This is a genomic window from Glaciihabitans arcticus, from assembly GCF_004310685.1.
GTDB lineage: Bacteria > Actinomycetota > Actinomycetes > Actinomycetales > Microbacteriaceae > Conyzicola > Conyzicola arctica.
In genome coordinates this window covers 2,085,401-2,104,382 of sequence record NZ_SISG01000001.1, presented here as the reverse complement: position 1 = coordinate 2,104,382, position 18,982 = coordinate 2,085,401, and the positions used below count along the sequence as shown (strand labels likewise).

The following is an 18,982-nucleotide window of genomic DNA, read 5'->3' as shown; positions in this document are numbered from 1 at the left end:
ACTCGGGGGTCAGTTCGGCTCCGGACGGTGGAAGTTAGAGATCGTGTGCAGCCCGAACTGCCGAGCAGAGTCCGTCCGAACCCAAAAGGAACACCTGTGAAAAGTAGTCACGGCCGCACAACGGCCCGTTCGTTTCTCGCAACAATCAGCGCCGCAGCCCTCGTGGCCAGCGCTCTCGTCGTCGGCTCCGCATCGCTAGCGAGCGCCGCCCCGACCGCCCCGGGCCAGATCGGCCAGACCAGCTTCAAGCCGGGTCGCTACATCGTGACCCTCGCCGACAGTTCAGTCGCCACCTACGACGGTGGCATCCAGGGCTACTCCGCGACGAAGCCCGACGAGGGCGACCAGCTCAACGCGCGCAAGGCCCCGGTCACCAAGTACAAGGACTACCTCGCCGACCAGCAGAAGGCTGTGGCCAAGTCCGCGGGCGTCACCATCGACGCGTCATACACGATGGCGTTCAACGGATTCTCTGCAGACCTCACCGCGGCGCAGGCCGCCGAGCTCGTCGCGAACCGCAACGTGCTCACCATTTCGCCCGACGAGATCAAGCAGGTGACCACGACCTCGACCGCCTTCCTCGGCCTCGAGGGTGAGGGCGGCGTCTGGGAGAGCATCGGAGGAGCCGAGAAGGCCGGGGAGGGAGTGGTTCTCGGTGTCCTCGACACCGGTATCGCCCCCGAGAACCCCGCGTTCTCGGGATCCCCGCTCGGCACCACTGCTGGAACGGAGCCGTACCTCTCCGGCGCGAACACGATCTCGTACAAGCGCGGCGACGGCGGAACCTTCACCGGCACCTGCCAGACCGGAACACAGTTCACGGCCGCCGACTGCTCGACCAAGATCATCAGCGCGCGGTACTTCGTCGAAGGCTTTACGACCGCCCGCCTCGGCGACGAGACCACCGGCACAGGCGAGTTCGTCTCCCCACGTGACGGCGACGGCCACGGTTCGCACACCGCGAGCACCGCGGCCGGCAACGTCGACACCGCCGCGACCGTCGACGGCGTCGACTTCGGCAACATCACCGGCGTGGCCCCCGCTACCAAGATCGCTGTCTACAAGGTCTGCTGGTCGGGCAAGGACCCGGCCGTGCGCACGGATGACGGTTGCACGACGACCGACCTCCTCGCCGGCATCGACCAGGCCGTCACCGACGGCGTCGACGTCATCAACTACTCGATCGGTGGGGGAGCCGCCGAGACCACCTACTCCGCAACCGACGACGCGTTCCTCGGAGCGGCAGCAGCCGGCATCTTCGTGGCGGCCTCGGCCGGCAACGACGGCCCCGACGCCTCCACCCTCGACAACGCGTCGCCGTGGATCACCACGGTTGCCGCGTCGACGATCCCCGGCTACGAGGCCACGGCTACGCTCGGCGACGGTCAGGCCTTCGCCGGTGCATCCATCTCGGTCGATCTCGACCCGGCTGCCGCACCCGTGGAGGGCGCGCTCATCAACTCGACGAGCATCGCCGCCGCAGGCACGGCCGGAGCCCAGGCCAACCTGTGTGGTCCGGGCACGCTCGACGCGACACTCACCGAGCCCACGATCGTGGTCTGTGAGCGCGGCGTCTTCGACCGGGTCGCCAAGTCGGCCGAGGTGAAGCGCGTCGGCGGCATCGGAATGATCCTGGTGAACATCACGCCCGGTTCGATCGATTCGGATGTGCACTCCGTGCCGACCGTTCACCTCGACGCGATGTACCACGACCAGGTTGTCGCCTACGCGGCCACCGAGGGCGCAACGGCATCGCTCAAGACGGGCAACTCGACGGCCTACACGCCGCCGGTTCCCGTCGTCGCCGGATTCTCCTCGCGGGGACCCGTGCTCGCCGACGGCAGCGACCTGCTCAAGCCGGACATCTCGGCTCCGGGCGTCGCGATCCTCGCGGCCGGACCCAACCAGGAGACGACCGACCCGAGCTACGAGTTCCTCAGCGGAACCTCGATGGCGGCACCGCACATCGCCGGACTCGCGGCCCTCTACCTCGGGGAGCGTCCGAACGCGACGCCCGCCGAGATCAAGTCGGCCATGATGACGACCGCGTACAACACGGTCGACGCCGATGGGGAGCCGGTCACTGACCCATTCGCCCAGGGTGCCGGTCACGTGGATCCGACGAAGTTCTTCAACCCGGGACTGCTCTACCTCAACGATGTCTATGACTGGGCCGCATACCTGCAGGCACTCGGTTACGACTTCGGGGTGGATCCGGTGGACCCGAGCAACCTGAACCTCGCCTCGATCGCCATCGGTGCCCTCACAGCGCCGGAGAAGATCACCCGCACGGTGACCGCGACGACCGCGGGAACCTACACGGCAGCGATCCAGGGCCTCGAGGGCGTGAACGCCGTCGTCGAACCGGCCACGTTCACCGTGGCGGCTGGTGAAGAGAAGGAGTTCACCGTCACGTTCACGCGAACGGATGCTGCTCTCGACGCGTTCGCCACCGGTTCGCTGACCTGGACGAGCGGCAGCACGGTAGTGCGCAGCCCGATCGCGGTGCAGCCCGTGACGATCGTCGCCCCCTCCGACGTCGAGGGAACCGGCGTGACCGGCTCCGTCGATGTGACGGTGACCCCGGGTGGCAACGGGGACATCCCGCTCAGCACAACGGGTCTCTCGCAGGGTGTGCTTGCGCCGGACGCAACCGGAACCGACCCCGAGCACTCGGGAACCGGTGACCCGGTCTCCGTTCCGGAGCCGGTCGAATACGAGGTCAGCGTTCCGGCCGGAGCCGAGCTCGCTCGCTTCGACCTCGACGCGATCACCGACACCGCCGACCTCGACCTGGTGGTGTACCTGCTGAACGCTGCGGGGGCTCCCGTGGCGGGCTGGCAGTCGGCGACCGGGTCTGCGGACGAGCGAGTGGACATCCCGTCACCGACCGCAGGCAACTACCTCGTGCTCGTGGACGTCTACGCGGGAACCACCGCATGGGATCTCGTGACGACCTCGATTGTGCCCGGCGGCGCACCGCTCGCCCTCGAGCCGGCGGTTCTCGCCGGCCAGCAGGGAGTGCCGGTCACCTACACGGCCTCGTGGGCCGACCTCAACGAGTTCTCGTACTACCTCGGACTCGTCGAGTACGGCGACACCGGTGCCTACACCGTGGTCGACGTGACGACCGGTGAGGACATCGAGCCCGGCACACCGATCAACACGGCACCGCCGACGATCACCGGAACCCCCGAGGTGGGTAAGAAGCTCACCGCGACACCGGGTAGCTGGGACACCGAGGGGCTCACCTTCGCGTACCAGTGGCAGGCGGACGGCGTGAACATCGCCAAGGCGACCAAGGCGACCTACACGGTCAAGAAGGCCGACCAGGGCAAGACGCTCACCGTCGTGGTCACCGCCACGAAGGGGGACCTGCCCCCGGGCAGCGCGACCTCCGCTGGAGTGACGGTCAAGTTCGTCTCCACGACCAAGCTGAGCGTCACGAAGAACGTGCTCTTCTCCTGGCAGCGCACCACGGCGAAGATCACCGTGAAGGCCGGGGATGCCCCTGCCACCGGTGCCGTGAGCCTCACGGTCAACGGCAAGCCGGTCGCGGCGACGCTCAACCTGGCCGCGAACGGCACGGTCAGCTACGAGCTGCCGAAGCTCAAGGCCGGTGTCTACCTCCTCAAGGCGAGCTTCGCCGGCTCGGACACGGTAGCGGGATCGTCAAGCTCGACCCAGGTGGTGTGGGTGGTCTTCTAACCTCCCTCCCCACCGAACGACGGATGACGGCGGCGCTCTGCGCGCGCCGTCATTCGTCGTGTCCGCAACCGATAATTACGCGATTCACCAGCATATTTCGGGTTTGTTAATGATCCTGCCTAACTCCTTGACGTAGGCGGCACTACGCACGTAGATTCCCCTTCAACCCCGAACCGACCCACTCCCTGTATCGCCGGTTCGAGGACAGGCACCCCGCGCGATCTGGAAAGCGCGGGGCGCTCGCCCGAGCCGGCCACCGCCGCCTCGGTTACAAAAATCGGGAATGGACAATCATGAAGAGATCAACACGACTCGGCGCGGTGATCGCGACGGCGGCCGTCGCATCCCTCACTCTCGCGTCCTGCGGCTTCGGCAACACCGGCGGAGCATCGGGTGACGGTGAGAGCATCGACCTGCTCGTCCCCTCCTACTCGGACGGCACTCAGGCGCTCTGGGAGAAGGTCATCGACGGCTTCGAGGATGCCAACCCCGGCATCACCGTCAACCTCGAGGTGCAGTCCTGGGACAACCTCAATGACGTGGTCACCACGAAGGTGCAGGGCGGCAAGGCCCCCGACATCATGAACGGCGGACCGTTCGCGGGCTTCGCAGCCGACGGCCTGCTCTACCCGGCCGAAGACGTGGTCTCGGCAGACACGCTCGCCGATTTCCAGGAGTCGTTCTCCGACAACGCCTCCGTCGACGGCGTGCAGTACGGCCTACCGCTCATCGCTTCGGCCCGCACACTGTTCGTCAACAACGCCCTGCTCGAAGAGGCCGGGGTCAGCAACCCGCCCACCACCTGGGACGAGCTGCTCGACGCGGCGACCAAGGTCTCCGACATCGGGGGAGGCGTGTACGGCTACGGCCTGCCGCTCGGCTCCGAGGAGGCCCAGGCCGAGAGCGCCATCTGGTTCTACGGCGGTGGCGGCGGATTCGGTGACGAGAAGGACATCACCATCGACACCCCCGAGAACCTCGAGGCTGCCGAATTCATCCAGAAGATGGTGGATGCGGGCGCCACCCAGCCCGACGCCGGTGCGACCGACCGCACCCCGCTGATCGATGTCTTCGTGCAGGGCAAGATCGGCATGATCGAGGCCCTTCCGCCCACCGTCGCGCAGATCGAGGCCGACAACCCCGACCTCGACTACTCGCTCGTGCCCATCCCGACAAAGGACGGCGAGCCCTTCACGCTCGGCGTCGCGGACCACATGATGGCATTCGACAATGGCGACGACAAGCAGGAGGCGATCACCGCTTTCCTCGACTACCTGTTCTCGACCGACGTCTACGTCGACTGGGTCACAACCGAGAAGTTCCTGCCCACGACGGTCTCCGGTGGTGAGGCGCTCGCCGCCGACGAGGCTCTCGCCCCGTTCCTCGAGGCACTGCCGAACGCGGCCTTCTACCCGAGCACCAACCCGAAGTGGTCGGCGACCGACGGCGCGTTCAAGAGCCTCGTCGGGCAGCTCGCCCAGGGCAAGGACGCGAAAGCCGTTCTGGCCGAGATCCAGGCCAAGGTCGACGAGGGATAGTGACGGCGTCCCCTGTGGGACGCACCTCCCCGGCGGGAGCGACGGCTGACCGTCGCCCCCGCCGCAGGGAGGGCACGTCCCTGCGCGACCTCGCGATCGCGCTTCCCTGGATCGCCCCGGCGCTCCTGCTCATCCTCGGCGTCGTCATCTTCCCGGCAGGGGTGATGTTCTACAACTCGACGCGGGACATCAGCCAGTCCGGCGTCGACCGCGGCGGCGTCGGCTTCGAGAACTTTCAGTCGCTACTCGACTTCGCCCCGATCTGGGGCGTGCTCGCGCGCACCCTGCTCTGGGTCGTGGTCGTCGTGACGCTCACGGTGCTGCTCTCGCTCGCCCTCGCGCAACTGCTCGACAAGGCCTTCCCCGGCCGGCAGCTTGTGCGCATGGCGGTCATCATCCCGTGGGCGGCCAGCGTGGTGATGACGACGCTGGTGGTCTACTACGGGCTCGACCCGTTCTACGGAATCATCAACGAAGTGCTGGTCAATATCGGTGTGCTCGACGCCCCCTACGGCTGGACGAAGAACGCGCCATCCGCCTTCGCCTGGTCGATAGCGATCGCCGTGTTCGTCTCGCTGCCGTTCACCACCTACACGATCCTCGCCGGGCTCCAGACGGTTCCCGCCGATGTGCTCGAAGCTGCCCGAATGGATGGCGCGGGCCGCACGCGCACGTACTTCTCGGTCATCCTGCCTCAGCTTCGCTCCGCGCTCGCCGTCGCCATCCTCATCAACATCATCAACGTGTTCAACTCGCTCCCGATCCTCAAGGTGATGACCGGCTCCATCCCCGGCTATGAGGCGGACACGATCATGACGCTGATCTTCAAGTACATCCAGACCGACCATCGCATCGACGTCGCGAGCGCGCTCAGCGTCGTCGGATTCCTCATAGTGCTCGCGATCGTCGCCGTCTATGTGCGTGTGGTCAAGCCGATGCGGGAGGTGTGACCGTGAGCACAGCGAGAGTTCGCAGGTACACGGCCGACCAGGTGCCGATCGGCACGGTCATCCTGCGTATGGTCGTCGGCCTGCTGGTGCTGCTGTTCTTCGTCGCCCCGTACGTGGTGATGCTGGTCAGTTCGCTCAAATCGAAGCGCGAGATTCTGCAGGTGCCGCCGACGTTCCTGCCCGAGGAATGGCACCCCGAGAACTACCTCACGATGTGGTCGACGCCCGAGACGCCGCTCGTGCAGAACCTCATCTCGACGATCATCATCGCGGTCAGTGCGACGCTGCTCGTGCTCGCCGTCGCGCTGCCGGCGGCGTACTACACGGCGCGGTTCCGGTTTCCCGGACGCATGGTGTTCCTGTTCCTGGTGATCGTGACGCAGATGCTGCAGCCGGCGGTGCTGACGTCGGGTCTGTTCCGGGAGTTCCAGTTCCTCGGCATCAGCGACACCTGGTTCGCGATGATCCTCATCAATGCGGCCTTCAACCTCTCGTTCGCCGTGTGGATCATGCACAGCTTCTTCGCGGGTGTGCCCAAAGAGGTGGATGAGGCCGCGCAGCTCGACGGCGCCGGACGCTGGACGGTCCTCACGAGAATCAACCTGCCGCTCGTCTGGCCCGGAATCGTCACGGCGATCGTGTTCACCTTCGTCTCCTGCTGGAACGAGTTCGCCGCCTCGCTCGTCATCCTCTCCACTGCTGGAAACCAGCCGCTGTCCGTCGCCCTCACCAAGTTCGTCGGGCAGTACGCCACCAGCTGGCACTACGTGTTCGGGGTGTCGATTGTCGCGATCGTGCCGGTCGTTGTGCTGTTCATGCTGATCGAGAAGCGGCTGGTCGGCGGGCTCACTGCCGGCAGCGTGAAATAGCGCGCGGGCTAGTAGCCGCTGAAGTAGTCGGTGGTTACGCGTCGGGCCTTCTCCGTGCGGAGGGCCTGGCGCACTCCCGTGACGAGCGCGGGCGGGCCGGAGACGAAGGCGTGGCGGTCGGCGAGATCCGGCACCGCCTCGCGCAGCAGGTCGGCGTCGATGCGGCGGCTGCCGAGGTACTCCCAGCCCTCAGGCAGCGCGACGGGAGGTTCGGGGCACACGACGAGCACGCGCGCGCCGCTCGCGGTGAGCTGCTCGGCGTAGACGAGTTCTTCGCCCGCAGCCACGGCGTAGATGACCACGATGTCGCGCTGCTCACCGGCCGAGGTCGCGTGCGCGAGCTGGCTCGCGAACGGCGTGACGCCGATGCCGCCCGCGACGAGGAGCACGGGCACGGCGGGGTCGCTCGGGAGCAGGAAGTCCCCGCCGACCGAGGTCGCGTAGACGCGTTCGCCGGGTTCGAGAGCGAGCATCGCCGTCTTGAAACTGCTCGAGCGCGGGCTCACCTTGATGGCGATGCTCACGGGAGCGCCCTCGCCCGGCGCGGAGGAGATGCTGAAGATGCGACGCTGGCCGCGGATGTCGGCGCTCGCGTGCGGGATCCCGAGCTCCATGTACTGTCCCGGGTGGAAGAACACGGGCCGCGACGGCTGGAAGCTGAACTCCCACGAGGTCGGGGTGAGCTGGGTCTTCTCGAGCAGGATGAGCCGCAGGCCGCGGCGCTGGCCGACGAGGAACGCGAAGAGGTTGCCGATCACGAGGGCGAGCTGCGGGCTGGAGTAGACGGCGAGCAGGTTGAACGGCACCGCGAACAGCAGCGCGACGATGACGGCGAGGGCGAGCTGCTGCATCCTGCGCGGCGGAAGGGTCAGGGGCTCGCTCAGCATAAAGCCCGCGAAGAACACGGTCGACGTACCCAGGATGGCGAGGCTCAGCCCGTCGGGAACGGTGAGGCCGCGGGTCAGCGACAGCACCACGTCGATGACGAGCACCGTGCCGATGAAGGTCAGCCCCATCGCCAAGCGGCGGGTGCGATAGAGGATGAGCAAGGCGCCGATCGCGACGAGGGGGAGCATCGCCGGGCTGCTCACCCACCATCCGCTGAAGGTGAGGCCCGTGGCGGTCACGAGCACGGCGCCGATGGCAGCGGGGTTGAAGATGTGGCGTCCGCGCACCGCGAGCAGGTACTTGGAGGCGCTCGCGAGGAACGCGGCCAGGGCGAGGATCAGGAGGCTCTCGACGGAGAGCTCCGGGCGCAGGATGAACAGCAGCAGCAGGCCGGTGATGGCCGCCGACTCGAGATGCGCTTTGGCGCCGAACGCCCGGCCGAATGCCCAGCTCGACCCCACGCTCACGCCGACCGAGACGGCCCAGCTGGCGAGGATCGCGAGCGGCGCATATGGCAGCACCCCGAGAAGAGACAGCACGAGCGAGAGCGCGAAAAGTGCGATGAGCAGCCCCAGCACCAGCTTGTACATGGTGACGGCGCCGAGGAATCCGCTGGCTTTTCTCATAGGAACAATTCTCCCTGCAGGTGGGGCGAGTGCTCGACTCGACCGGTCGAGAACATCCGAACCCACTCGAACGGCCCCAGGGCCGAGAAGGAGTCCGCCGGGGCGAAGAACAGGCCGGTCGCGAGACCGTCGGCGAGCAGCCCGGTCGGAGCGACGACCCAGGTCGCGATGACGTTGCTGGTCGGAAGCCCGGTCGTCGCGTCGATCACGTGGTGCAGCCCGTCTCCCCACGCTCGGCGGTTCGAGGCCGAGGCGGCGAGAGCCTGGTTGCCGACGAGGGCGATCCCGATCGCCTTTGTGGCGTCAAGAGGATGTTCCAGCCCGACCCGGGTGTGTTCCGAGCCCGCGTGCGCGAGGTCGCCGCTCGCGTCCACCACGAACTCGGTGTGGCCGGCCTCGCGCAGGAGGGCGGCAACGAGATCCACGAGGTAGCCCTTGCCTGCGGCGCCGACGTCGAGCGTGACGGGTCGGAGTGCGCTGAGGGACTCGCCGTCCCAGGCGAGCGCTGAGCTCCACTCGGGGGCGGGGCCGCGCTCGCCGCTGTCACGGAGGGTGTACGCGCTGTTGTACCCGAGCCGCTCGAGTGATCGACCGACGAGCGGGCTGACCGCGCCATCCGTCGCCTCATACAGCGCACGATAGACGTCGAGCAGCGCACCCGCCTCGGGCGGCAGCCGGTAGACGCCCGGCTCGCGCGCGATGCGGGAGACGAGTGAGTCGTCACGGAACCGCGACCAGGTGCGATCGAAGCTCTCGATGCGTGCGTCGATGGCCGCCGCGAGCTCAGGGTCGACGGGTTCGGCCGTCTCGATGCTCCACGGCGCCCCGATGGCCTCGAAGGCCAGCCGGTGGGGGAGCCTAGGCGAGGGCGTCAGCCTTGATCGCATCGAGGGCCTTCATAAAGCCGCCGCTGGTGAGGGATGACCCGGCCACGCGGTCGACGGAGATCTCATCGATGTCCTTGCCCACGACCTCGGCCGCAATGCCGTCGATGAACTGTCCCTGGTACTCGCGGGACTCGGGTGCCTGGCCGTGGCCGACGACCTGAACGTCGGTGACGGTGTCGTCCGCGAGGGTGATGGTGACATCGACGGTCTCGATGCCGTTGGGGGACTGGTAGTCGCCCGAGGCCTCGTACGTGCCGTCGGCGTAGGGGGCGTCGCTCGCGCTGCCGGTGTCGGTGCCCGCGTCGGAGCCGGTGTCGGTGGGGGTCGCGGCGGCGGCGCAACCGGTCACCGTGCCGAGGAGGGAGACGGCGGCCAGAACGGCGAACGTGGTCTTTTTCGTCGAGGTCTTCATGGGGTCGCTTCCTGTTGCGGGAGTGATGGGTGACTTGTCACCAAGCATGCCCGACCCGCGAAGAATTAGCTTTGGTTCCCCTGTGAGAGACCTGTGGATGCGCGGCCCCTGCCCCGGAATCCCGGGTGAGTGGCCGCTCGAGATGAAGGTTTCCTAATGTCGAGCCGGGGTAGACAGGGGTGGTCGGCACGGATTTCGGATGCGTTTCGTCATGTAACGAGTATGTAAAGCGTCCAAACAAACCTTGCGGTAAAGTTTGTTCGTAAGGTTTACTAACAAACATGACTGCATCGGAAGTGCAGCGAAGCGCTTCCGTCGGAACTCCGGTGAACCCACCGGCAGCCCCGGCGAACGGCTTCGCGACAAGCGCAACGGCTAGCTACGCCGCGGGGAGAGCCCGAGGGTACTCGACGGGCCGCGCTCTGCGCCCCAGCACCAAGGTGCTTCCCGAACACGCTCGTGGCCACAACCGGGCCCTCGTGCTGCAGACTCTGTACGCCGAAGGCCAGCAGAGCCGCGCCGACATCGCCCGCGAGACCGGCCTCACTCGCGTCACCATCTCCGACCTGGTCGCCGACCTCATCCTCGAGGGCCTCGTCGTCGAGACCGGCCAGCGTGAAGACGCCCGCCCCGGCAAGCCGGCCACCCTCCTCGACCTCAACCGCGAGGCGTTCCAGATCATCGGCATCGACCTGAGCGCCTACGAGACGTTCCGCGGTGCGGTGCTCGACCTCGACGGGCAGATCCTCGAGCGCGCCGAACTTCCCCTCGCCGGTGCGACGGGCGAGGATGCAACAGCAACCGTCATCGCACTCGTCGAGTCCCTCGTGGCCCGGGCTACCCTCCCCGTGCTGGGTGTGGGTGTCGGGTCGCCCGGTGTTGTGGATCTCGCGGGCGTAGTGCTCAGCGCCCCTAACCTCGGCTGGAGCGACGAACCCCTGCAGCAGATCCTCGCCGCACGGTTCGGTGTGCCGGTGCTTGTGAGCAACGATGCCAACGCCGCAGCCCTCGCTGAGCACTCCTTCGGTGACGCCAATGCGGACATGATGCTCATCAAGGTCGGCCACGGTGTCGGAGCCGGACTGCTTCTCGACGGCACACCGCTGTTCGGCAGCCGCTTCGCCGCGGGCGAGATCGGGCACGTCGTCGTCGGAACTGACGGCGGCGCCGAATGCGTGTGCGGCAAGCACGGCTGCCTCGAGACGTGGCTGGCAACGCCGCGGCTGCGCGCGGCGCTCGCCGCGGCATCCTCAGAGACAGAACAGAACACGATTCTTCGGGAAGCGGGGCAGCGCCTCGGCATTGCCCTCGCACCCGTGGTCGGAGCGCTCAACCTCGCAGAGGTTGTGCTCAGCGGTCCGACCGAACTACTTGATGGCCCGCTTGCAGAGGCGACTATCGAGACACTCCGCGCGAGGACGATGGCCGAGTTCCATGGCGATCTCACTCTTCGGATGACAACGCTCGGTGAGGACATAGTCATGCGCGGCGCAGCCGTCATGGTCCTCTCCGGTCAACTCGGGGTCTCCTGACCCCAGCACCAAGGGGTGTCCGACACGAGTCGCGGCACCATCGCCCTAGGAAAGGAATGCAACAAGATGAGGAAACTCAGCTTCGCAGCACTCGGTGTCGTCGCTGCCATCGCTCTCGCTGGTTGTGCCGGCGGAGGAGCTCCGGCAGAGTCGGAGACCGGTGACATTCGCGTCTGGCTCGTCGGAACCGACACGCCGCAGGATGCCCGCGACTACCTGAAGACCACGTTCGAGAAGGAGAACCCCGGTTCGACCCTCACGATCGAGGAGCAGGCCTGGCCCGGACTCGTCGACCTTCTGACCACGAACCTCTCGGGTAGCGACAGCCCCGACGTGGTCGAGGTCGGAAACACGCAGGCGGCGGCGTTCACGTCGGCCGGCGCGTTCCTCGACCTGACCGACGACTACGAAGACCTCGGCGGCGACGACCTGCTGCCCGGCTTCGTCGAGGCCGGCTCGTACGACGGAAAGTTCTACGCGGCACCGCTGTACTCCGGCGCTCGCCTGGTCTTCTACAAGAAGGATGCGCTCGCAGCCGCCGGTCTTGAGGTGCCGACGACGCTCGACGAGTACATCTCCAACGGTGAGACGCTCGCCACCAAGAACCCGGGCAAGTCCGGAATCTGGTGGCCCGGACAGGACTGGTACAACGCCCTCCCGTACATCTGGGAGAACGGTGGCGACATCGCCACGTTCAAGGATGGCGAATGGACAGCCGGCTTCTCCTCCGAGGGATCCATCAAGGGTCTCGAGCAGGTTCAGGAAGTCATGATCAAGGCCTCGAAGGCTGCGAAGGATGGCAAGGAGGACAACCCCCAGGTCGACTTCTGTGAGGGCAAGTCCATCCAGCTCTCCGCGCCGTCGTGGGTCAAGTGGTCGATTCTCGCTCCTGCTGACGCAGAAGCACCCGGCTGCCCCGACCAGGAGAAGAACCTCGGCGTCTACGCCCTCCCGGGCGTCGACGGAGGAGCCGCACAGGTCTTCGCCGGTGGATCGAACATCGCCGTCTCGGCCAAGTCGGCTCACCCGACCCTCGCCAAGAAGGCACTTGCCATCATCCTGAGCGACGAGTTCCAGACGATCTACGGCAAGGGCGGACTCGTTCCGGCCAAGCTGTCGCTCGCCGACACCCTCGGCACCGACGAGGTCGCCCAGGCGATCTCGGCCGCCGCCGGCAACGCTCGCCTCACCCCGGCTTCGCCGAAGTGGGCTGAGGTCGAGGCATCCGGAGTCCTGACCGACTTCTTCGTGCAGATCGCTCAGGGCGGAGACGTCAAGGAGCTCGCCGAGGGACTCGACAAGAGCATCAACGAGATCCTCAACGGCTAATAACAGCCAGTGAGAAACAGGGTGCCCGGCGTGACCGTGCATGGTCGCGCCGGGCACCCTGCTCTTTGCCCATCGCCCTAGGAAAGAACTCGGGGCACCCCCAATCTTAACGGAGCACACCATGACCACGATCGGCAAGACAGCGGTGACTGTGCCGAGCGGAGTCGACGGAGAGCACATCGTTGCCCCGACTCCCACGCCGGCCCCGGCGAACCGCCGACGCCGTCGCCAGGGGCGACTCACCCCCTACATGCTGCTGGTTCCGTCGCTCGTCATCCTCGCGGTGGTCGTCGGCTGGCCGCTCATCCAGCTCTTCATCATGTCGTTCCAGGAGTACGGGCGCGCCCAGGTCTTCGGCGCTCCCGCCCCGTTCGTCGGCTTCGACAACTACGTCGAGATTCTGAACGACGGCAAGTTCTGGAACGTGCTCATCCGCAGCCTGCTGTTCTGCCTCGTGGCAGTCACACTGACCATGGTGCTCGGAACGCTCATCGCGCTGCTCATGACGAAGCTCAGCAAGTTCTTCCGCCTGCTCGTCTCGGTCGGGCTCCTGCTCGCCTGGGCCATGCCCGCCCTCACCGCGACCATCGTCTGGGGCTGGATGTTCGACACCAGCCACGGCGTCGTCAACTACGTCTTTACCGAACTGCTGGGGCTCGACTACATCGGGCACTCCTGGCTCATCGATCCGCTCAGCTTCTACCTCGTGCTCACGATCATCGTCGTCTGGGGAGCCGTGCCCTTCGTGGCGCTCACCGTCTACGCCGGCCTGACCCAGGTGCCCGAGGAGGTCATCGAGGCCGCGCAGCTGGACGGCGCGAGCGGCTTCAAGCGCTTCACCCTCATCGTGTTCCCCTACCTCCGCTCGATCTTCCTCGTGGTCTTCATCCTCCAGGTGATCTGGGACCTGCGCGTCTTCACCCAGGTGTTCGCGCTGCAGGGCATCGGCGGCATCCGGGAACAGACCTCGACACTCGGTGTGTACATCTACCAGACCTCGCTCGCCAACGGTGAGTACGGCACGGGTGGCGCCATCGCCGTCATCACGGTGATCATCCTCATGGCGATCTCCTTCTACTACGTCCGTCAGACCATCAAGGAGGAAGTGTGAGCGCCACCACCGCCACCCCCGCCCGCGTCATCAGCCGCAAGCGCGTCGTCAGCGCCCCCAAGCGCGTTCTCTCCACGGTTCTCAGCACCGCTGCGGTGGGCATCTTCATCCTCTCGGTGTTCCCCGTCTACTGGATGGTGCAGACGTCGTTCCAGCCGACGAGCGACATCATCGGCTCTCGCGTGCAGTTCTGGCCCGAGAACTTCACGCTGCGCAACTACAACACCGTGCTGTTCGACACCACGCGCTCGGAGTTTCTGCCGGCGCTCGGCAACTCGCTGATGGTCACGATCATCGTGGTCATCGTTGCGCTGATCTTCGCGTTCCTCGCGTCGCTGGCCGTCACGCGCTTCCGGTTCAAGAGCCGTAAGGGCTTCATCCTCGCGATCCTGATCGTTCAGATGATCCCCGGTGAGGCAATGATCGTCGCCACCTACCGCCTGCTCGACGGCTGGTCACTGCTCAACACGATCGCCGGTCTCTCGATCGTTTACATCGCGACCGTGCTGCCGTTCACCATCTGGACCCTGCGCGGCTTCGTCGACGGCGTTCCGATCGACCTCGAGGAAGCCGGCATGATCGACGGCCTCTCCCGCGCCGGCGCCTTCTGGAAGATCACCTTCCCGCTGCTCGCCCCCGGGCTCGTCGCGACCGGTGTGTTCGCCTTCATCCAGGCCTGGAACGAGTTCCTGCTCGCGCTCGTCGTGAACTCGAGACCCGAGATGATGACCCTGCCGGTCTGGCTGCGCACGTTCCAGATCGCGAACGGCACCACCAACTGGGGCGGCATCATGGCCGGCTCCACGCTCATGGCGATCCCCGTGATCATCTTCTTCCTCATCGTGCAGGGGCGAATGAGCTCGGGCCTCGTGAGCGGGGCGGTGAAGGGATGACCCCTTCGACAAACGCTGCCGCGGTCCTGCTCCCCGGCTTCGTCGGCACGGAGCTTCCCGAATGGCTGGCTGCGCGACTGCGCAACGGCCTAGCCGGAGTGTGCATCTTCGGCAACAATATTGAGTCGCGCGAGCAATTGCGCGAGCTCACCGGAGCGATCCGCGAGGCGAATCCAGATTCCCTCATCGCGATCGACGAGGAGGGCGGTGATGTAACCCGGCTGTACTACGACCAGGGATCTCCGTACCCGGGCAACGCCCTCCTCGGTCGCATCAACGACCTCGACTACACCGAGCAGGTGGCCCGCCAGGTCGGCTGGGAACTGCGTCTCGCCGGTGTGAACCTCAATTTTGCTCCGGATGTCGACATCAACTCGAACGCGGACAATCCGGTCATCGGGGTGCGCAGCTTCGGCAGCGACGCGGCCCTCGTCGCGGCCCACAGCGCCGCATGGGTGCGTGGGCACGAGTCGACGGGTGTCGCAGTGAGCGCAAAGCACTTCCCGGGCCACGGCGACACAGCCCAGGACTCGCACCTCGCCCTGCCCGTCGTCGACCTGCCGCTGTCTGCCCTTCGAGAGCGCGAACTCGCGCCCTTCGAGGCGGTCGTCGCGGCCGGTGCGCGCACCGTCATGACCTCGCACATCCTTCTTCCACAGGTCGATCCGAGCGGCCCCGCGACCTTCTCGCGCATCGTCCTCGAAGACCTCCTGCGCCGCGACCTCGGCTTCGACGGCGTGATCGTGAGCGACGCCCTCGACATGGCGGGGGCGAGCGGCGAGGTCGGTATCCCTGAGGCCGCCGTGCTCGCGATCGCCGCGGGTTGCGACCTGCTCTGCATCGGCACGGACAACACCGACGAGCAGCTCGACGCGATCGAACACGCGCTGCAGACGGCGGTGAGCACGGGTCGCCTGACGTCCGCGCGGCTTGAGGATGCAGCTTCCCGCAACATCGCCCTCGCGCGCGAGCTCGCGGCTCAGGCCGACGCGCTCCCGATCCCTGCGACCACCGCCGACGAGCCCAGCTTCGACCTCGAGCGCAGCGCCGCCGCGTTCGACGTGCGCGCGGGAGTGAGCGTTGAACACGACCGCACTCTCGTCGCCCTGCAGACCGTCGCCAACATCGCGATCGGGGTCGCGCCGTGGGGTCCGCGCTTCGATGCGCGCACCGGCTCGGGCGAGGAGCTGGCCGCGACCGGCGGACAACTCGTGCTCGTCGGCAAGGACAACCACCGGCACGCCTGGGTGCGCGACCTCATCGACCGCGAGCGGCAAGCGAACCCGTCAGTGCTCGTCGTCGACATGGGCTGGCCCGACGACTCCCGCGCCTACGCCGACGTCGCCACCTTCGGAGCGTCGCGGCACGCGGGCGCAGCCCTCGAGGCCTGGCTGGAAAGGGAAGCGCGGTGAGGGTCGGCATCGACATCGGCGGCACCAAGACGGAGGCCGTGCTGCTCGCGGATGACGGCAGCATCGCCCAGAAGCTGCGGCTGCCGACCGGTTGGGGTCCCGCAGCTGTGCTCGAGAGCACGGTCGAGGCTGTCACCGGGTTGGTGTCGGCGGCGGGCATCCGGTTCGAACACCTGTCGACCGTGGGGGTCGGCATTCCCGGCGCCGTCGACTCGCGCGCCGGGCGCGTGACGCACGCCCTCAACCTCGGGGTCGAGCACCTCGACCTCGGCGCTGAGCTGTCGCACCGCTTCGCCACCCCCGTGCGCGTCGAGAATGACGTGAATGCTGCCGCGCTCGGTGCGTTCCACCTGCTCGACCTGCCCGCCGATTCGTCGATGGGCTACCTCAATCTCGGCACCGGTCTCGCCGCGGGGCTGGTGCTCGGCGGTTCCCTCTGGCGCGGTTCGCGTGGTGCGGCCGGCGAGATCGGCCACATCCTCGTCGACCCCCTCGGCCCGCTCGACCTGGACGGCCAGCCCGGCGGGCTCGAGGTCATGGCCTCGGGTTCGGGCATCGCCCGGCAGTGGGCGACCGGCGAGGACAACGCGGTCAGTGCGGTGCTGGATGCCGCGGACGCCGGTGACGCGCGAGCGCTCGAGATCCGCCGCCGCCTGTTCGAGGGTGTCGCGACCTCGGTGCGGATCCTTGTGCTGACCGTGGATGTGGAACTCGTGGTCATCGGCGGCGGTATCAGCCACCTGGGCGACCGCGTGCTGGGCGGCGTCACGGCGATCCTCGACACGTGGGCCGCCAGCTCGCCGTTCATCGATTCGCTCGGGCTGCCCGAGCGCCTGCGCCGCCTGCCCGAGGGCTCGCCGGTTGCGGCGCTCGGTGCCGCCTATCTGGGAGCTCCTCGTGGCTGAAGTCGTCATCGTTCCGTCCGCTGCGGAGGCCGGCGAGATCGCCGCAGACGCGATCGCGGCACAGGTCTCGTCCCGTGCCGATTCCGTGCTGGGGCTGGCCACCGGCTCGACACCGCTCACCACGTGGAAGGCGCTCGCGGCCCTCTCTCTGGACCTCTCTCGCGTGCGCGGCTTCGCGCTCGACGAGTATGTCGGGCTGCCGGCGGGTCATCCCGAAAACTATCGCTCGGTCATCACGCGCGAGGTGGTGGAGCCGCTCGGCCTCACGCCGTCGCTCGTACGGGTGCCCGGCGATGACGGCCCGGCGCAGGGCGCGGGGGAGCGCTACGAGGACGCGATCGTGGCGGCCGGCGGCGTCGACCTGCAGATCCTGGGGATCGGTCGCACCGGCCACATCGGCTTCAACGAGCCCGGGTCGTCCCTCGCGTCGCTGACGCGCGTGAAGACTCTCACCCAGCAGACCCGCATCGACAACGCGCGATTCTTTCCTTCTCTTGAGGATGTCCCGACCCACTGCATCACGCAGGGACTCGGCACCATCCTGCGCGCCCGGCACCTCGTGCTGCTCGCGTTCGGCTCGGCGAAGGCCGCGGCCGTAGCGGCTGCCCTCGAGGGTGCGGTCTCGGCGGGCACGCCGGGCTCTGTGGTGCAGCTGCACCCGCGGGTCACGGTGATCCTGGACGAGGATGCCGCGGCCGACCTCGAGCACGCCGACTACTACCGCTACGCCTGGGACAACCGGTTCGACTGGGAGCGCTGGAGCTAGGAGAATCGCGCCGCCGCCAAGACCACGCCGAGGAGGCTAGAGCCGCGACCCCGCCACCCAGACCTCGTCGACGGCCAGGTCGTCAGAGAGCACCACGAAGTCCGCGGGGTAGTCGGCGGCGAGCATCCCGAACCGGTCGGAGAGGCCGATGGCGCGAGCCGGTGTCGAGCTGAGGGCCGCGACGACCGCAGCCGGGGCGATGCTGGTGCGGTCGAGGGCGATGCGCAGTGCTGCATCCTGCGTGAGCGTCGAACCGGCGATCGTCGAGGTGCCGCGCAACACCGCGAGCCCGTTCACGACACTGACGGTGAGGGAGCCGAGGGTGTAGTCGCCATCCGTCGAGCCGGCCGCTGCCATCGCGTCGGTGACCAGCGCGATGCGGCCAGGGGCGGCGGTGAACGCCAATGCAGCGACATCGGGATGCACGTGCTGCCCGTCCAGGATGATCTCGAGCGTCACCCGCTCATCCTCGAACGCGGCCACGACCGGTCCGGGCGCGCGGTGGTGGATGCCCGGCATGGCGTTGAACGCGTGCGTGAGCATCGACGCGCCGCGGTCGAACGCTTCGCGAGCGAGGTCGTATGAGGCTTCGGTGTGCCCGATCGCAACGGTGACTCCGGCCGCGACGAACGCGTCGATGGCCTCCATCGCACCCGGCAGCTCCGGGGCGAGTGTCACCAGACGGAGGGTGCCGTCGGCTGCAGCCAGCAGGTCATCGATGTCGGAGAGCGAAGGGTCGCGCAGGAAGTCGAGGTTGTGGGCGCCACGGCGATCCGCGGCGAGGAACGGCCCCTCGAGGTGCGAGCCGAGCACGGTCGGATCAGTCCTGCTCAGCTCGGCGATGGTCGCGAGCGAGGTGCGCAGGGTCGCGAGCGGGTTCGCCACGAGGCTCACGAGCGAGCGGGTCGTGCCGTGCGCGCGGTGGACGGCGACGCCCGCACGCATCTCGTCCGGTCCACTGTCGTAGCCGTGACCGCCCGCGCCGTGCGCGTGCAGGTCGATGAAGCCGGGGGTGACGACTCGGCCACCGAGGTCGACGCGAGCTGTGGCATCCGGAGCATCACCGGAGCCGGTGGACACAAAGTGCCCCGCGTCGACGAGCAGCCAGAGGGGCTCGCCGTAGATCGTCCGGGCGTTCTCGAACAGTACAGTCACG

Annotated in this window: 15 protein-coding genes; 11 read left to right on the top strand and 4 right to left on the bottom strand. The window is 67.4% G+C overall.

Annotated features, from left to right (window positions below):
• The first annotated feature begins 96 nt into the window (after positions 1 to 96).
• The 4 genes from EYE40_RS10285 (at position 97) to EYE40_RS10270 (ending at position 7,065) form a co-directional block, all read left to right on the top strand.
• Positions 97 to 3,708 (top strand): S8 family serine peptidase, encoded by a 3,612-nt coding sequence (locus EYE40_RS10285; RefSeq protein WP_240034792.1) that lies wholly within the window; start codon positions 97 to 99, stop codon positions 3,706 to 3,708.
• A 293-nt stretch (positions 3,709 to 4,001) separates the two neighbouring features.
• A complete protein-coding gene (locus tag EYE40_RS10280) occupies positions 4,002 to 5,246 on the top strand; it encodes an extracellular solute-binding protein (protein WP_130981853.1) in 1,245 nt (414 codons plus the stop codon).
• Positions 5,246 to 6,196, top strand: a complete 951-nt coding sequence (locus EYE40_RS10275; protein ID WP_240034791.1) for a carbohydrate ABC transporter permease — start codon at positions 5,246 to 5,248, stop codon at positions 6,194 to 6,196. Before EYE40_RS10280 ends, EYE40_RS10275 begins: the two co-directional genes overlap by 1 nt.
• Positions 6,197 to 6,198: 2 nt before the next feature.
• Positions 6,199 to 7,065: a carbohydrate ABC transporter permease gene (locus tag EYE40_RS10270; protein WP_240034790.1), complete on the top strand. Its 867-nt coding sequence runs from the start codon at positions 6,199 to 6,201 to the stop codon at positions 7,063 to 7,065.
• Positions 7,066 to 7,073: 8 nt separating this feature from the next.
• Here the strand turns inward: EYE40_RS10270 and EYE40_RS10265 are convergent, their stop codons facing one another.
• The 3 genes from EYE40_RS10265 to EYE40_RS10255 are packed head-to-tail and all read right to left on the bottom strand — an operon-like array spanning position 7,074 to position 9,878.
• Positions 7,074 to 8,579, bottom strand: a complete 1,506-nt coding sequence (locus EYE40_RS10265; protein ID WP_130981852.1) for an FAD-dependent oxidoreductase — start codon at positions 8,577 to 8,579, stop codon at positions 7,074 to 7,076.
• Positions 8,576 to 9,466, bottom strand: coding sequence for an FAD:protein FMN transferase (locus EYE40_RS10260; protein ID WP_130981851.1), 891 nt, complete (start codon positions 9,464 to 9,466; stop codon positions 8,576 to 8,578). The genes EYE40_RS10265 and EYE40_RS10260 overlap by 4 nt, the downstream gene beginning before the upstream one ends.
• Entirely contained in the window at positions 9,438 to 9,878 is a 441-nt protein-coding gene (locus tag EYE40_RS10255; RefSeq protein WP_130981850.1) for an FMN-binding protein, read from the bottom strand. Before EYE40_RS10255 ends, EYE40_RS10260 begins: the two co-directional genes overlap by 29 nt.
• Positions 9,879 to 10,159: 281 nt before the next feature.
• Here EYE40_RS10255 and EYE40_RS10250 point away from each other — a divergent pair, with 281 nt between their 5' ends.
• From EYE40_RS10250 to EYE40_RS10220, 7 genes are all read left to right on the top strand, one after another.
• The gene (locus tag EYE40_RS10250; RefSeq protein ID WP_130981849.1) at positions 10,160 to 11,410 is read left to right on the top strand and encodes an ROK family transcriptional regulator; all 1,251 of its coding nucleotides are present in this window, start codon (positions 10,160 to 10,162) and stop codon (positions 11,408 to 11,410) included.
• A 66-nt stretch (positions 11,411 to 11,476) separates the two neighbouring features.
• Entirely contained in the window at positions 11,477 to 12,739 is a 1,263-nt protein-coding gene (locus EYE40_RS10245) for an extracellular solute-binding protein (RefSeq protein WP_130981848.1), read from the top strand.
• A 121-nt stretch (positions 12,740 to 12,860) separates the two neighbouring features.
• A complete protein-coding gene (locus tag EYE40_RS10240) occupies positions 12,861 to 13,850 on the top strand; it encodes a carbohydrate ABC transporter permease (protein WP_130981847.1) in 990 nt (329 codons plus the stop codon).
• The gene (locus EYE40_RS10235) at positions 13,847 to 14,743 is read left to right on the top strand and encodes a carbohydrate ABC transporter permease (RefSeq protein ID WP_130981846.1); all 897 of its coding nucleotides are present in this window, start codon (positions 13,847 to 13,849) and stop codon (positions 14,741 to 14,743) included. The genes EYE40_RS10240 and EYE40_RS10235 overlap by 4 nt, the downstream gene beginning before the upstream one ends.
• On the top strand, positions 14,740 to 16,155 hold the full coding sequence (nagZ, locus tag EYE40_RS10230) for a beta-N-acetylhexosaminidase (protein WP_130981845.1): 1,416 nt from the start codon (positions 14,740 to 14,742) through the stop codon (positions 16,153 to 16,155). Before EYE40_RS10235 ends, nagZ begins: the two co-directional genes overlap by 4 nt.
• Positions 16,152 to 17,060 (top strand): ROK family protein, encoded by a 909-nt coding sequence (locus EYE40_RS10225; RefSeq protein ID WP_130981844.1) that lies wholly within the window; start codon positions 16,152 to 16,154, stop codon positions 17,058 to 17,060. The genes nagZ and EYE40_RS10225 overlap by 4 nt, the downstream gene beginning before the upstream one ends.
• The gene (locus EYE40_RS10220) at positions 17,053 to 17,826 is read left to right on the top strand and encodes a glucosamine-6-phosphate deaminase (RefSeq protein ID WP_130981843.1); all 774 of its coding nucleotides are present in this window, start codon (positions 17,053 to 17,055) and stop codon (positions 17,824 to 17,826) included. The genes EYE40_RS10225 and EYE40_RS10220 overlap by 8 nt, the downstream gene beginning before the upstream one ends.
• A gap of 36 nt (positions 17,827 to 17,862) precedes the next feature.
• Here the strand turns inward: EYE40_RS10220 and nagA are convergent, their stop codons facing one another.
• A complete protein-coding gene (gene nagA, locus EYE40_RS10215) occupies positions 17,863 to 18,981 on the bottom strand; it encodes an N-acetylglucosamine-6-phosphate deacetylase (RefSeq protein ID WP_240034789.1) in 1,119 nt (372 codons plus the stop codon).
• Position 18,982: the final 1 nt, after the last annotated feature.